Source organism: Achromobacter arsenitoxydans SY8, from assembly GCF_000236785.1.
Taxonomy (GTDB): domain Bacteria; phylum Pseudomonadota; class Gammaproteobacteria; order Burkholderiales; family Burkholderiaceae_B; genus Achromobacter; species Achromobacter arsenitoxydans.
Genome location: NZ_AGUF01000042.1, coordinates 124,428 through 137,749, shown reverse-complemented (window position 1 = coordinate 137,749; position 13,322 = coordinate 124,428). Strand labels below are relative to the sequence as shown.

Genomic DNA, 13,322 nt, shown 5'->3' with positions numbered 1-13,322 from the left:
GCTCTGCGCGCGGACCATGACCTTCACGCTCAAGCAGGTCGAGACCTTCCGCACCGTCTATGAAACGGAAAGCGTGACCGCCGCCGCCCGGCGGCTGGACGTGTCGCCCGCGACCGTCAGCGCCACGCTGGCCGCGCTGGAGAGCAGCATTGAAATGCGCCTGTTCGAGCGGGTGCGCCAGCGCATGCAGCGCACACCCGAGGCCACGCTGCTGTACGAGGAAATCCGCCGCCTGAATGTGGGCCTGGAAAGCCTGGGCCGCAAGATCCGCGCGATCCGCGGCGCCGCCCAGCCGCGGCTGCGCATCGGCTGCATTCACGCCTACAGCGGCGCCATCGTCAGCGACGCCATCTCGCGTTTCCGCACGCGCTATCCCGACACGCCGCTTTATCTGCAGATCCGGGATTCCAACACCTTGCGCGACATGGTCGTGTCGGGCGAACTCGATCTGGCGGCGGTTGCCGACGAATCGGAACTGGAAGGCCTGCGCGGGCATCGCCTGGCCAGCCTGCGGGCGGTGGCGGTGTTTCCGGCGGGGCACGCCCTGGCTCGGCTGGAGTCGGTGGATTTTTCACATCTGGCCGATGCGGACGTGATCGCCCTGAATGCCGAGGACGGCTCGCGCAAGCGGTTGGACGCCTTGCTGCATCAGGCCGGGCGGACGCTCCGCGTCGCGATCGAGACGCCGTACTCCAGCACGGTCTGCCAACTGGCGCTGGCCGGGCACGGCGTCGGCATCGCCAACCCCGCGACCGCGCTGGGGATGGAGGCGGCGGGGCTGAGCTACCGGCCGCTTGCGGCGCCCGTGCATTTCGAATGCCACATGATTCTGCATGGCAGCCGGCCGTTGTCCGAAGCCGGCAAGTTCTGGGCCACCTGCTTGCGCGCGGCGCTGGCGCCCCTGGTCGAGCGTTTCGGCGTCTAGCGCCTGCTGCCGCAGGCCGCAGGCCGCGCGCATCGCGCCCGACGCGGTGCTCAGCCGCGGCGCCCGTCGGATGTCAGGATCAGCACCACGGACGATTCCGCGTCCAGCTTGCCCGCCAGGCGGAGCCGGGACACGGCCGCCAGCGCCGCGGCCGAGGACAGCTCCGCGCCCAGCCCCATGCGTTCCAGCCGCTGGCGCGCGTCGCCCGCCTGAGCGTCCGATGTTTCCACTGGCGCGCCGCCCGAACGAGCAAGGGCTTCCAGCGCCTGCAGCGTGCATGTGCCGCCCGCGATGGAGTATTGCTCCGTCGCGCTTTCCCACTGGCCGCGGGCATCGCCCGTGGCCAGGGCGCGCGACAGGCGGGCGTAGGGCTCTACCGCGTGCAGCCGGGGCAGGCGGTCGATGCGGCCGGTCTGGTGTAGATGCTGCCAGCCCAGGTAGATGCCCCAGAGCAGGTCGCCGCGCGCCGTGGGCACGATGATGTCGGTGGGCAGGCCGCAATCGTCCAGGATCTCCTGCGCGATCGGCTTGTAGCCTTCCACGCCGTAGGGGTGGGTGCCCACCGGCGGGTTCAGGTAGTTGGTGCCGGCAAACGCGCCGTGGTTGCGGCACAGGTCCTGGACATATGGCCAGCGGCCCAGGCTGTCTTCGAAGGCGCGGAGCCGCGCGCCGAAGCGCTCCATGGCGTCGCGCTGCAGGGGCGGGCAGTTGCGGGTGATGGCGATGTCGGCCTGCAGGCCCGCGGCGGCGCAATAGGCGGCCAGGGAAACGCCGGCGTTGCCGCTGGAGGCTGCCGCCACGCGGGTGGCGCCGGCAAGGCGTGCGCGCGACACCAACTGGGCCGACATGCGGTCCTTGTGGCTGCCAGTGGGGTTGGCGCTTTCGCATTTGATCCACAACTGGCCCACGCCTTCCGCGCGCGCCAGGTCCGCCGCGTCGAGCGTGGGGGTGGCGCCTTCACCCAGCGTGACCGGCGCGAGCACGGGCAACGGGATGGCGAGATCATGCGGGGCGGCGGTGTATAGGCATTCCAGCGTGGCGGGATGGCCGGCCGCCAGGCAGCTTGGGCAGCCTTCGGGATAGTCGCCGGGAGGCCAGAGGCTGGCGCAGCGGATGCAGCGCAGGTTGGACAATCTGGGGTTCATCTGCATGGATCAGTACTTTGAAACAAGGGAGTCCAGGGGAAGGGCTGGCGCGACCTGCAGCAGGCAGTCGCCGTCGTCGCTGCGCGCGATGGGCCGCAGGCAGACGACGGTGCCCGACTGCGGGCTCAGCAGGGCGCGCATGGGGCTGTCGGGGCGGGCGGGTTCGATCAGGCGGCCGATGTGCTGGAGCGCAGCGACGGATTGTCCCAGTTCCACGCCGGGGACGAACACGCCGGACTCGCGCGCACGCAGCGTCGCGGCGGCCGCGTCCAGGTCGTAGAGGCGCACTTCCGGCGCGGGCGCGGGCGTGCGGTCCGGCAGCAGGCCCAGTTCGCCCAGGCAGCCCAGCAGGCCTGCGCGGCAGCGGTCCGCCAGCGACTGGCTGGTTTCCCGGCCGCCGCCGATCTCCGCGCTCAGGCGCAGCACGCCGTGCCGGCTGGCCGCGGCGGGCATGGAGCCGGGCTCGCCGCCGCGGAAGAACATGCAGTGAGGCAACCCGAAGGCGCGGGCCAGCGCGGGCAGGCGCGCATCGTAGGCATCGTCGCCATGGCGCGTGATCACCGAGGAAGGAAGGTAGCGCAGCGAGGCGCCGCCGCTGTGCACGTCCACCATGGCCTGCACGCGGGGCAGCAGCCGGGCTTCCAGCGCGGCGGCCACGCCTTCGGTATAGCCTCGTGCGGGGGCGCCGAGGAACGCGCGGTTCAGGTTGCCGCCGTCGGCCGGCGACAGGCGCGTGCCGGCCAGCGAGGCCTCGGCGTTGACGGCGGGCAGCAGATATACCGTGCCGCGCGTCAGTATGCTGGGCAATTCGTGCCAGAGGTCCAGGATGGCTGCCTGGCCCTCCCATTCGTCGCCATGCACGCCGGCAATCAGCGCGACGGCGGGCCCCGGGCCCGCTTCTACCCGCAGCACCGGGACCGTGATGCGGCGGTACGCCGACACATTGGTGGCGGCGGCCACGCTGAAGTCCTCGCGGCTTACGCGGACCATGCTGCGGCTCCCGTGCGGACAGGCGCCGGGTTCAATCCAGCGTGGCGGCCTTGATGATGCTTTCCCATTTGGGCAGCTCCTTGCGAATCTGGGTCTGTACGTCCTGCGGCGTTCCGCCCAGGGGTTCCTGAGAGCGGCTGCGCAGCTCTTTGCTGACGCTGTCCGAGCGCAGCGCCTGGTTCATCGCGGCATTGAGCCGGGATATGGCGGCCTTCGGGGTGCCCGCCGGCGCGACCAGCGCGCTCCACGCGGACTGCTCGTAATCGGGATAGCCCTGTTCGGCGACTGTCGGCACGTCCGGATTGGAAGCGGCACGGTTCCGGGTCGTCACGGCGAGCGCCCGCAGGCGTCCGTCCTTCAGGTTGCCGATCAGGGGCGGCAGGTTTTCCATCATCGAGTCGACGTGGCCGCCGAGCAGGTCGGAAAGCTGCGCGGCCGTCGCCTTGTACGGAATCTGGCGCACCGCCGCCCCGGTCTGGGCGATGAACAGCTTGACGCCCACTTCGCTGGTCGTGCCCGGGTCCGCCGACGTCATGGTCAGGCGGTCCGGCTGGGCGCGGCTGGCCTCGATGAATCCCTTCAGGTCGCGATAGGGCGACGCGGCGTTCACCACGATGACGTTCGGTGTTTCGGCCACCAGGCCGATCGGCATGATGTCGCGGTCCAGGTCGTAGAGCTGCTGTTTGAACAGGAACCGGTGTAGCACTAGCGTGCCGACGTGCGCATAGCCGATGGTGTAGCCGTCGGCCGGGGCGCGGGCCACGGCTTGGGTTCCGATGCGCCCGCCAGCGCCGACGCGGTTCTCGATGACCACCGGCTGGCCCAGCAGCCTGCTCATTTCCTGACCGACGAGGCGGGCGGTGATGTCCGCATTGCCGCCCGCCGCGGCCGGCACGATCAGCGTGATCGCGCGTTCCGGGTAGTCAGCATGCGCGTGGGGCGCGGCAAGGCAAAGCAGCAGGGCGGCAAGGCAGGCGGTGCGTTTCATGACGATTCCCGAGGCGTTGAGGGCAGCGCCATTGTGCGGCGGCCCTGTGCGGAATCCGTTTGTTTTTATGAGATGGATGTTCGATAAAATCTAATGGTTTTCTTCGTTGCGCCGGTCCGCCTGCCTGCCCAGGCCATAGCCGACCGCGGCCGCCGCGAGGGCCACGAATGCGCCCAGCAGCGCGATCAGCGACGCCCCGTAGCCCAGCATGTCCAGCCCGGCCTTGACCCAGCCGCTGGCCGCGTCGCCGCCCCGGTAGACCACGGTGTCGATGACGTTCTTGGTCTTGTACTTGTCTTCGGGCGACACCGCGGTGAACAGCATTTCCCGTCCGGGCCTGATCAGGGCGTACTCTCCGGCCCGGCGCAGGATCATGGCGCCCGCCAGCACCGCGAAGACAGGGAAGGCGGCCAGGGCCAGGAACGCCAGCGCCACGGCAAGCGGCACCGCGGTCAGGAGGAAGCGCAGGCCCAGCCGGGCGGCCACGCGGCCGGTGATGAAGATCTGCGACAGCAACGCCAGCGTCTGCACAGTGAAATCCAGCGCGCTGAAGACGCGGATGCGCTGGGCGGTATCCGGAAACGCATCGGCGACCAGCCGCGCCTGCTCCATGTAGAGAAAGGTGTTGACCGTGGCCAGCAGCACCACCAGAAGCGAAATGCCCAGCAGATAGCGCGACTGGAATATGCGCGTTATGCCGGCGAGGATTGCGCCCTTGATCGGCCGCTCCATGTCTTCGTCGGCGACATCCGCGCGCGTGGCGGAGCGCCAGCGCAGCAGCCATTGCTTGAGCGGCAGTGTGGCCGTCAGCAGCAGCGCGGACAGCAGGAGCAGGCCGGCAGGGCCCAGCGCGCCCGCGAGCAGGGCGCCCAGCAGCGGACCGCAAAGCCCGCCGGCGCTGGCTCCTGCGGCGATCAGCGCGAACAGCCGCTTGGCGGATTCCATGCGGAACACGTCGGCCATCAGGCTCCAGGCGATGGAGACGACGAACAGGTTGAAGACCGACAGCCAGACGTAGAACGTGCGCGCGGCCCAGATGCTGCCTGGACGCAGGTGCAACAGCAGGGCGAATCCCGCCATGGTCAGGGCGAACAAGGCGTAGACCCAGGTCACCAGGGTGGCGCGCGGGACGCGGGCGGATATCCAGCCGAACAGCGGCACCACCGCCAGCGTGGCGACGAAGGTGGCGGTGAACAGCCATTGCAGCTGGTTCACGCCCGCCTGGATGCCCATGGTCTCGCGGATAGGGCGCAGCATGAAATAGCCGCAGAACAAAAAGAAGAAAAACGCGAAACCGCACGCCGCGGGGGCCAGTTCCTCTTCCCGTATGCCCAAGGCCCGCGCCGCCCGGGCGCGCCAGGATGCCAGGACGGCCGCCATGGCGTCAGCCGAGCAGCGCGGCGATGCGTTCGCGCATGGCGGCGTCGGGCTGGCGGCCGTAGCCCGCCCGCGCGTTGTCCGCCATGTTGGCGGGCTTGGAGGTGGCGGGTATGACGGCCGTGACGGCAGGATGGCCGATGATGAATTTCAGGAAGATCTGCGCCCAGGACGTGCAGTCGATTTCCGCGGCCAGCTTGGGCAGTTCGACGCCCTTCACCCGCCGGAACAGCGCCCCGTCCTGGAATGGCCGGTTGATCAGCACCGCCACGCCATTGGCCCGGCACGCCGGGAGCAGGCGCTTTTCCGCGCTGCGGGCGCCGATCGACAGGTTGACCTGGAGGAAGTCGGGCTTTTCGCGTTCGACGAGTTCGGTCAATTCATCGTGGGCGTGGTCGGTGTAGTGCGTGATCCCGATGTAGCGGGTCAGGCCCTGCTGTTTCAGATCCCGCAGCAGGGCGAGCTGATTGCGGGTGTCGATCAGGTTATGCACCTGGATCAGGTCCAGTTTGTCGCTGCGCAGCGCCTTCTGCGATTCGCGTATCTGGCGCATCGCGGCGTCATGGCCGCGCGTGCTGATCTTGGTGGCCAGGAAGACGCGGGGGCGCAGCCCGGCGTCGCGCGCCAGCAGGGTCCCGGTGACGGCCTCCGCGTCGCCATAGCTGGGGGCGGTGTCGATCAGGGTGCCTCCAGCCTGCAGCAGCGTATCCAGCACCTGGGCCAGCGGCGCCATGGCCGCGGCGTCGCCGGGCGGCACGTTGAACGTGTCCGCTGTGCCCAGTCCGATTACCGGTAGCAGCGCGCCCGAGGAAGGAATCGAGCGGGTCAGCATGGGGGACGCGGCGAGCGACAGCGCCGGCCAGGCGGAACCGAACAGGGCGGCGCCGGCGGCGGTCTGGAGGAAGCGGCGGCGGTCTGGCATGGCGTGGCTCCGTCGGGCAATGAAAAAGGGCCTACATGCGAATGTAGGCCCCTGAGTGCGGATCTGGCGATCGGGTGTTACTCGCGATTGCCGCCGAAGATGCCCAGCAGCATCAGCAGGTTCGAGAACACGTTGTAGACGTCCAGGTAGATGGCCAGGGTGGCGGAGACGTAGTTCGTTTCGCCGCCGTTGACCACGCGCTGCAGGTCGACCAGCATGAACGCCGAGAAGATGACGATGGCCATGACCGAGATGGTCAGCATCAGCGCGGGCAGTTGCAGGAAGATGTTGGCCAGGGCCGCCACCAGGATCACGACCGCGCCGATGAACAGGAGTTTCTGCATTCCCGACAGATCGCGCTTGATGGTCGTGGCCAGGGTGGCCATGGTGCCGAAGACGATCGCGGTGCCGCCGAAGGCCGTCATGACGAGCTGCGAGCCGTTGCTCATGCCCATGACGAAACCGAGCAGGCGCGACAGCATGATGCCCATGAAGAACGTGAAGGCCAGCAGCAGGACGACGCCCATCGAGTTGTTCTTGTTCTTCTCGATAGCGAACATCATGCCAAACGCGCCCACCAGGAAAATGATGGCGGACAGGCCCGGGCTGGCGCCCATGACACGGTTGATGCCGGTGTAGAGGCCGACCGCGGCGCCCAGCACCGTGGGAATCAGCGACAGGGCCAGAAGCCAGTAGGTATTGCGCAGGACCTGGTTGCGAGCGACCTCGCCCGGCGCGCCGGCCATCGAGCCGGAACGGTTAAAAGGGGACGGACGATATTCGTTCATGGAGAACTCCTGTGTACGGCAAATATAGTGATTGCCTAGAAGGCTTAGAGGCGAAGGATACCTTACAGTTCCCTGAAGAATCCAGTTTTTGCAGGTATTAGGCCGTCGGCGCCATGCCGCGACCGGAACATCTATCCCGGCCTGACGCCATTAAGCACCCGGGAGACAATGGCTGGCAACTCCGCGTCCATGCGGGCCTGGATCTGTTCGATGGCGTCGGCCAGGGCGACTCGCATGAGTTCTTCGACCTCGGCCTGCAGCCTTGCGGCCAGCACGGCAGCGTCGGGCAGGGTGGCGGACTGTGCAGGGGAGGATCCGGATTGCACCAGAGGGGCGTCCACCGGCGACCCGGCGTCATCCGCCACATCAGTCAGCAGGGGAAACGCGTCGTCGTCGGTCCCCGGCATAACGTCGTCGGCCAGCTCCGTCAGCAGCGGTGCGTCCGCTTCATCGTCGGCGGGGTCATAAAGAGAGGGTTCGGCCCGGTGGGTCAGGGTGGGGATGCCGGGGTCGGAAGAGCGAGAGGGCATGGAAGCTCCCGAATGTCTGGATGGCGCGGCGGGCAGGCGCGCGCGCCGGGGACGGATAGGGCGGTCAGTCGCCTGCGGGCTTGCGGCTCAGGTCGTGGCTTTGCGGCGCATGTCCGGCCGTCTGGTACGTCCGCCAGCGTAGTCGGGCAGCCTGCTTGTCGTCGGGGTCGTCCGAGACGATTTCAAGCAGGCGCTCGAAGGCGTCGAATCCCGGCGGGCAGTCGTCGTCCAGGTTCAGCAGCCAGGGCTGCGGCTGGTCGTCCTGGCCTGCCGCCTGGGCGGCCTGGCGGGGATCGCCGGCGGTCAGCACAACCGGGGTTTCGGACGCCAGGGGATCGTTGGCCAGCACATGCGGCACGAAGGCCGTGTCGTCGAATGCCCAGAGCATGCGGTCGAACGCGGCCAGGCGGGTACCGTCCTTACAGTACACCACCAGCCGCTGTCCGGCCAGGAAACGCTTGCGCACGACCTGGCAGGCCATGCGCAAGCGGTCGGGCGCGCCGAATGCGAAGTCGATGCGCGTCATGCGGGCTTCCGGTGCAGGCGCTTCAAGCCTGGTCCAGCAGGTATTGCATCAGCAGGGGCACGGGGCGTCCCGTTGCACCCTTGTCCTTGCCGCCGCGCCAGGCGGTGCCGGCGATGTCCAGGTGGGCCCAGGGGTAGGCCTTGGCGAAGCGCGACAGGAAGCAGGCCGCCGTGACCGCGCCGGCCGGGGGGCCGCCGATGTTGGCCAGGTCGGCAAAGTTGGACTTGAGCTGCTCCTGGTAGGCGTCGTCCATGGGCATGCGCCATGCGGTGTCCAGCGACTCGCGGCCGGCGGACGCAAGCGCCTCGGCCAGATCGTCGTCCTTGGAAAACAGGCCGCTGTTGACGTTGCCCAGGGCCACGACGCAAGCGCCGGTCAGCGTGGCGATGTCGATCACGGCCGACGGCTTGAAGCGCTCGGCGTAGGTCAGCGCGTCGCACAGGACCAGTCGGCCTTCCGCGTCGGTGTTCAGGATTTCGATGGTCAGGCCGGCCATGCTGGTGACGACGTCGCCCGGCTTGTTGGCCTTGCCGCTGGGCAGGTTCTCGCACGCGGGGATCAGGCCGACCACGTCCAGCGGCAGCTCGAGTTCGGCCAGGGCGCGGAACGAGCCCAGGACGCTGGCGGCGCCGCACATGTCGTATTTCATTTCGTCCATGGTGGCGGCGGGCTTGAGCGAGATGCCGCCGGCATCGAACGTGATGCCCTTGCCGACCAGCACGATGGGGCCCTGCGGGGTCTTGGCGCCTTTCTTGACCGTCTTGGCGCCGGCGTGGCGCAGGACGATGAAGCGCAGCGCTTCCTCGGAGCCGCGGGCGACCGACAGGAACGAGCCCATACCCAGCGCCTCGACCTGCTTGCGGTCCAGGACTTCGACCTTCAGCGACTTGAATTCGCGCGCCAGGCGCTTGGCGGTGTCGCCCAGATAGGTGGGCGTGCAGATGTTGCCCGGCAGGTTGCCCAGCGTACGGGTCAGTTCCATGCCGTTGGCGATGGCGTTGCCTTCGCGCAGGCCCTTCTGGGCCTGGGCCGCGTCGGCGCGCTCGACGACCTGGACGATCTTCTTGAGCTTGGGACGGGCGTCGCGGTCGGGCTTGCCGAAGCTGGCGTCGTAATGATAGGTGGCGCTGCCGGCCGCGATGGCGGCGCTGCGCGCGCGCGCCACGACGGCGACGTCGGCGACCGGGTTGGCGACCAGGGTGGAAACGCCTTCGGCAAGCTGCGCGGCGACGCAAGCCGCGGCGAAGGCCTGCTCGGCCGATGCGTGGGTGCGGGCCGAATAGTCGTCCTGCTTGCCCAGGCCGACCAGGACCACGCGCTGCGCCGAGACGCCGGGCAGATTGCGCAGCGTCAGCGTGGAGCCGGCGCGGCCGCGGAATTCGCTTTTGACCACTGAACGGACGGCGCCGTTGGATGCGCGGTCGATGAGATCGGCGGCGGGGCTCAACACGCCGTCCGCGTACACGCCGACGGCGAGGGCGGCGGTTTTGACCTGGTGCAGGGAAGCAGTGGTCTGTGTGCTAAATTCCATGAGGGTTTCCCGTGTGCGTCTGTGTATGATGCGGTCGATTATCCCGCATATTCTCCCATGTCTCTATTTAAACGCTCGGTCGTCAGCGAGATCACCAGTCACGCTGGCGTTGTCTTTTCCACGTTGCTCGTCGTGTGGCTCAGCGTGCTTCTCGTGCGCCTGCTCGGCGAGGCCGCGGGCGGCAACATCGGAGCGGACGTCGTTGTCGTGCTGGCCGCGCTGTCGACCATCACCGCGCTGCCGACCATCCTGGCGGTCTCCATCTTCATCGCCGTGCTCACCACGGTGACGCGCAACTACCGCGAATCCGAAATGGTGGTGTGGTTCGCCAGCGGATTGTCGCTGGCCGACTGGCTCAAGCCCGTGCTGCGTGTCGCGGTTCCCGTGGCCATCGCCGTCGCGGGCCTGACGCTGGTTGCGTCGCCGTGGGCCTATCGTCAGATCGCCGAATACCACGAACGCTTCGAGCAGCGATCCGACCTGTCCAAAGTCACGGCGGGCCAGTTCGCCGAATCGTCCGGCGGTAGCCGCGTGTTCTTCGCTGAAGACCCCGTCAAACCTTCCGACGAACTGGGCAACGTGTTCGCGCGCGAAATCGGCCCCGAATGGCTGAGCGTGCTGACCGCAAGCAGCGCCCACAGCGAAACCCTGCCCAATGGCGACCGCTTCCTGGTGCTGGGCGAAGGCCACCGCTACGACCTGAAGCCGGGCACGCCCGAGATCAGGCTGGTGCACTTCGAAAAGTACGGACTGCGCCTTGAAAGCAAATCGGGCGGCGATCCCGTGGCGGAGGCCCGCGCGGCGGCCGAGCGTTCCTCCAAGGCGCGCACCACGTCGCAGCTCATTGAAGACAACACCAACAGCAGCTGGTCGCAGGTCATGTGGCGCATTTCGCTGCCGCTGGCCGCCTTGAACCTGGCCTTGCTGGCGATTCCGCTCGGGGCCGTGAATCCGCGCCTGGGCCGGTCCGGCGACCTGCTCATCGCCGGCCTGGTGGGTCTGCTGTACATGAACCTGATCAACCTGTCGCGCGCCTGGATCTCCAACGGCAAGCTCAGCTTCGGCCTGGGCGTCTGGGTTATCCACGGGGCGGTGGCGTTGCTTGCCGCCTTCCTGCTGATGCGGCGCCTGCGCGTCAAGGCGCCCAAGAACAGCGCCTAAAGGCAGAAGCCGCGCAGGCCCCGCGAGCGGGGCCTGCGGCGCATCAGGGCAGATACTTCATCGTTCCGCCCCGGCCGGCCAGCAGGTCGGCATTCTTAAGCACCGACTTGCGGATGAACTCCCACAGCGCCGTGACGCGCTTGAGCTTGCGCAGGTCTTCGTGGCAATACATCCAGAATGAGCGCGTGATCGCGATCTCGTTTTCCAGCACGGGCTTGAGCCTGGGGTCCTGCGCCGCGATGAAGCAGGGCAGGATGGCCAGCGACTGGCCCTGCAGTGCGGCGTGGTACTGCGCGACGACGCTGGTGCTGCGCAGCACCACCTTGCTTGCGGGCAACAGGTCTTCCAGGTAGCGCAGGCGTTCGCTGAACAGCAATTCGTCAACGTAGCCGATGAACGTGTGGCCGGCCAGGTCCGCGCGTTCGCGGATGGGGGCGTGGCGCGCCAGATACCCCGGTGTTCCGTACAGGCGCAGCGTGTAGTCGCACAGTTTGCTGCACACATAGGGGCCGCGCTGCGGCCGTTCGATGGTGATGGCCAGGTCGGCTTCGCGCTTGGACAGGCTGACGAAGCGGGGCACCGGCAGGATATCCAGCGTGATGTGCGGATAGCGCCGCTGGAAGTCCGCGGCGAGCGGCGTAAGCACGTAGCTGCCGAAGCCTTCCGTGGCGCCGATGCGCAGGTGCCCCGACAGCGCCTGGCCGATGCCGGAGAGGTTTTCGCGCGCCGTATGCACGACGCTTTCCATCTGCTCGGCATGGACGAACAGGCGCTGGCCATCGTCGGTCAGTACGAATCCGGCGCTGCGCGACTTCTCGAACAGCAGGGTGTCCAGTTCCGTTTCCAGCGCCCGGATGCGGCGCGACACGGTCGTGTGCTCCACCCCGAGCTTGCGCGCGGCGGCGCTGACGCGCTGGGTGCGCGCCACTTCCAGGAAGTACCTCAGGCTGTCCCAATCAAGCAAGATCCGGCTCTCCAGCCCCCTGCGCCGTGGGGCGATGAAGGCAAATTTCAGATGTGCAGGAATGCACAAGGAATGTGCATTTCTGGTGTTGCTTGTTGATTTTCACACATCTACACTGGGTTGGCTGGCCTTGGGCTATGCCCTGGGACCGCAAGCCGCGCAGACGGCGCCATAACGCTGGAACTCAGCGCACAAAAACTCAGGAGACAAATCCATGGAATTGCACGCACGCGGGCTGGCCGCAGGCTTGTGTCTGGGCGCCGCACTGGTGGGCCAGGCGTATGCGGCGGACAAGCCGCCAGTGAAGATCGGCATTCTGACGGACATGTCCGGCACCTACGCCGGCATGGGGGGAGCGGGTTCGGTGGCGGCGGCGCAATTGGCGATCGACGACTGCCTGGCCGCGGAATGCAAGGGCATGAAAATCGAGCTGGTGTCCGCGGACAACCAGAACAAGGCGGACGTCGGGGCGGCCCGGGCGCGTGAATGGTTCGACCGCGACGGCGTGACCGCCATTGCCGACCTGACCAATTCCGCGGTGGCGCTGGCCGTGCAGGGCATCGCCCGTGAAAAGAACAAGGTGGTGATGTTCTCGGGCCCGGCCACCACGGCGCTGACCAACAAGGAATGCTCGCCCGTAGGCTTTCACTGGATGTTCGACACCTATTCGCAATCCGCGGGCGGGGCCAAGGCCACTGTGCGTTCGGGCGGCAAGTCGTGGTTCTTCATTACCGTGGACTATGCGTTCGGCCACTCGCTGGAAGCCGATACGGTCAAGGCGGTGAAAGCCCTGGGCGGCACCGTCGCCGGCAGCGTCCGGCACCCCCTGAACGCGCCCGACTTCGCGTCCTACCTGCTGCAGGCGCAGAGCTCGAAGGCGCAGGTGGTGGCGCTGGCCAATGGCGGCCAGGATACGGTCAATGCCGTCAAACAGGCCCGCGAGTTCGGCATCGTGGCCGGCGGCCAGCGGCTGGTGTCCCTGCTGATCTTCCTGTCCGACTTGCGTGCATTGGGTCTGGAGAACGCCCAGGGGCTGTCGTACGTGGACGGCTTCTACTGGGATTACGACGACGCGACGCGCCAATGGTCCACGCGCTTTGAAAAGGCCTTCCGCGGCCTGAAGCCCACCATGACCCAGGCCGGCGTGTATTCCAGCGTGCTGCATTACCTGCGCTCGGTGGCCGCCTCCAGCAGCACCGACGGCAAGGTCGTGGCCGACAAGATGCGCGAGCTGCCGATCAAGGATCCGATCATGCGCAATGCGTCGATCCGTCCCGACGGCCGCGTGATCCACGACATGTACCTGTACGAAGTGAAGAAGCCCGCGGACTCCAAGGGCGGCTGGGACTATTCGAAGCTGGTGGCCACCATCCCGGCGGCCGAAGCCTTCCAGCCCCTGTCCGATTCCCTATGCCCGCTGGTGAAGAAATAGTCCGGGCAGGTCGCCCGAAGGCGTGCCGCGGACCCGTTCCGCG

General features: G+C 67.7%; 13 protein-coding genes. 3 read left to right on the top strand and 10 right to left on the bottom strand.

From position 1 onward, the window contains the following. Positions 1–16: 16 nt before the first annotated feature. Positions 17–925: a LysR family transcriptional regulator gene (locus KYC_RS10960; RefSeq protein ID WP_008161964.1), complete on the top strand. Its 909-nt coding sequence runs from the start codon at positions 17–19 to the stop codon at positions 923–925. A 50-nt stretch (positions 926–975) separates the two neighbouring features. On the opposite strand, the gene KYC_RS10955 is transcribed toward KYC_RS10960, so the two are convergent. The 9 genes from KYC_RS10955 to KYC_RS10915 form a co-directional block, all read right to left on the bottom strand. Further along, entirely contained in the window at positions 976–2,076 is a 1,101-nt protein-coding gene (locus KYC_RS10955; RefSeq protein WP_043518113.1) for a pyridoxal-phosphate dependent enzyme, read from the bottom strand. 3 nt (positions 2,077–2,079) lie between these two features. Then, the gene (locus KYC_RS10950) at positions 2,080–3,060 is read right to left on the bottom strand and encodes a M14 family metallopeptidase (protein WP_008161960.1); all 981 of its coding nucleotides are present in this window, start codon (positions 3,058–3,060) and stop codon (positions 2,080–2,082) included. A gap of 31 nt (positions 3,061–3,091) precedes the next feature. Continuing rightward, a complete protein-coding gene (locus KYC_RS10945; RefSeq protein WP_008161958.1) occupies positions 3,092–4,048 on the bottom strand; it encodes a Bug family tripartite tricarboxylate transporter substrate binding protein in 957 nt (318 codons plus the stop codon). A 90-nt stretch (positions 4,049–4,138) separates the two neighbouring features. Then, positions 4,139–5,428: an NTP/NDP exchange transporter gene (locus tag KYC_RS10940; RefSeq protein ID WP_008161955.1), complete on the bottom strand. Its 1,290-nt coding sequence runs from the start codon at positions 5,426–5,428 to the stop codon at positions 4,139–4,141. Between the two features lie 4 nt (positions 5,429–5,432). Then, positions 5,433–6,347: an aldo/keto reductase gene (locus tag KYC_RS10935; RefSeq protein ID WP_008161953.1), complete on the bottom strand. Its 915-nt coding sequence runs from the start codon at positions 6,345–6,347 to the stop codon at positions 5,433–5,435. Between the two features lie 77 nt (positions 6,348–6,424). Next, positions 6,425–7,135: a Bax inhibitor-1/YccA family protein gene (locus KYC_RS10930; RefSeq protein ID WP_008161952.1), complete on the bottom strand. Its 711-nt coding sequence runs from the start codon at positions 7,133–7,135 to the stop codon at positions 6,425–6,427. 131 nt (positions 7,136–7,266) lie between these two features. Next, positions 7,267–7,665 (bottom strand): hypothetical protein, encoded by a 399-nt coding sequence (locus KYC_RS10925; protein ID WP_008161951.1) that lies wholly within the window; start codon positions 7,663–7,665, stop codon positions 7,267–7,269. Between the two features lie 64 nt (positions 7,666–7,729). After that, positions 7,730–8,191 carry a DNA polymerase III subunit chi gene (locus tag KYC_RS10920; RefSeq protein ID WP_008161950.1) on the bottom strand — a complete coding sequence of 154 codons (462 nt, stop codon included), beginning with the start codon at positions 8,189–8,191 and terminating at the stop codon, positions 7,730–7,732. A 22-nt stretch (positions 8,192–8,213) separates the two neighbouring features. Then, the gene (locus KYC_RS10915; protein ID WP_008161947.1) at positions 8,214–9,722 is read right to left on the bottom strand and encodes a leucyl aminopeptidase; all 1,509 of its coding nucleotides are present in this window, start codon (positions 9,720–9,722) and stop codon (positions 8,214–8,216) included. A gap of 57 nt (positions 9,723–9,779) precedes the next feature. On the opposite strand from KYC_RS10915, the gene lptF reads away from it, so the two are divergent. Next, positions 9,780–10,883, top strand: coding sequence for an LPS export ABC transporter permease LptF (gene lptF, locus KYC_RS10910; RefSeq protein WP_081478017.1), 1,104 nt, complete (start codon positions 9,780–9,782; stop codon positions 10,881–10,883). A gap of 43 nt (positions 10,884–10,926) precedes the next feature. Here lptF and KYC_RS10905 read toward each other — a convergent pair whose 3' ends face one another. Next, positions 10,927–11,847, bottom strand: a complete 921-nt coding sequence (locus tag KYC_RS10905; protein ID WP_008161943.1) for a LysR family transcriptional regulator — start codon at positions 11,845–11,847, stop codon at positions 10,927–10,929. 214 nt (positions 11,848–12,061) lie between these two features. Between KYC_RS10905 and KYC_RS10900 the strand changes: the two genes are divergently transcribed. After that, positions 12,062–13,279 (top strand): ABC transporter substrate-binding protein, encoded by a 1,218-nt coding sequence (locus KYC_RS10900; protein WP_008161942.1) that lies wholly within the window; start codon positions 12,062–12,064, stop codon positions 13,277–13,279. Positions 13,280–13,322 lie beyond the last annotated feature (43 nt).

What these genes read in the sequence shown, in the direction of transcription:
- KYC_RS10915 (WP_008161947.1), bottom strand. Translation starts at nt 9,722, where the DNA reads ATGGAATTTAGCACACAGACCACTGCTTCCCTGCACCAGGTCAAAACC.
- KYC_RS10945 (WP_008161958.1), bottom strand. Translation starts at nt 4,048, where the DNA reads ATGAAACGCACCGCCTGCCTTGCCGCCCTGCTGCTTTGCCTTGCCGCG.
- KYC_RS10925 (WP_008161951.1), bottom strand. Translation starts at nt 7,665, where the DNA reads ATGCCCTCTCGCTCTTCCGACCCCGGCATCCCCACCCTGACCCACCGG.
- KYC_RS10940 (WP_008161955.1), bottom strand. Translation starts at nt 5,428, where the DNA reads ATGGCGGCCGTCCTGGCATCCTGGCGCGCCCGGGCGGCGCGGGCCTTG.
- KYC_RS10900 (WP_008161942.1), top strand. Translation starts at nt 12,062, where the DNA reads ATGGAATTGCACGCACGCGGGCTGGCCGCAGGCTTGTGTCTGGGCGCC.
- lptF (WP_081478017.1), top strand. Translation starts at nt 9,780, where the DNA reads ATGTCTCTATTTAAACGCTCGGTCGTCAGCGAGATCACCAGTCACGCT.
- KYC_RS10935 (WP_008161953.1), bottom strand. Translation starts at nt 6,347, where the DNA reads ATGCCAGACCGCCGCCGCTTCCTCCAGACCGCCGCCGGCGCCGCCCTG.
- KYC_RS10920 (WP_008161950.1), bottom strand. Translation starts at nt 8,191, where the DNA reads ATGACGCGCATCGACTTCGCATTCGGCGCGCCCGACCGCTTGCGCATG.
- KYC_RS10960 (WP_008161964.1), top strand. Translation starts at nt 17, where the DNA reads ATGACCTTCACGCTCAAGCAGGTCGAGACCTTCCGCACCGTCTATGAA.
- KYC_RS10950 (WP_008161960.1), bottom strand. Translation starts at nt 3,060, where the DNA reads ATGGTCCGCGTAAGCCGCGAGGACTTCAGCGTGGCCGCCGCCACCAAT.
- KYC_RS10930 (WP_008161952.1), bottom strand. Translation starts at nt 7,135, where the DNA reads ATGAACGAATATCGTCCGTCCCCTTTTAACCGTTCCGGCTCGATGGCC.
- KYC_RS10955 (WP_043518113.1), bottom strand. Translation starts at nt 2,076, where the DNA reads ATGCAGATGAACCCCAGATTGTCCAACCTGCGCTGCATCCGCTGCGCC.